Raw genomic sequence first — 233 nt, 5'->3', positions numbered from 1 at the left:
GATGTCTTCATCGATGCTGCAAAGGGCTTTGCGCAGCAGCCTTGAGCGTTCCCTGAGCACCTCCAGGGCGGATTGTGGATTTGACCTGGCGTGCGAGTGGGTGGCGTCGACGTTAAGGGAGTGGGACCTGAGGTTGCCCTTTTCGAGGGCAATGGCGACCGTCTTGCTGATCTGAAGGTTCAGCAGGTCGGTGTCCTTTAAGCGGAGCTTACGGAACTTGGTCAGGGAGCTGG

General features: G+C 58.4%; 1 pseudogene. It reads right to left on the bottom strand.

The window, feature by feature from the left end:
- Positions 1-233 (bottom strand): annotated as a pseudogene (locus tag K3G39_RS20635) (IS5/IS1182 family transposase); the annotation flags it as partial.

It is taken from the genome of Pontibacter sp. HSC-14F20 (assembly GCF_019599265.1).
Classification (GTDB): Bacteria; Bacteroidota; Bacteroidia; order Cytophagales; family Hymenobacteraceae; genus Pontibacter.
Note: the sequence above shows the minus strand (reverse complement) of the source record. Positions and strands in the feature narration are given on the sequence as shown.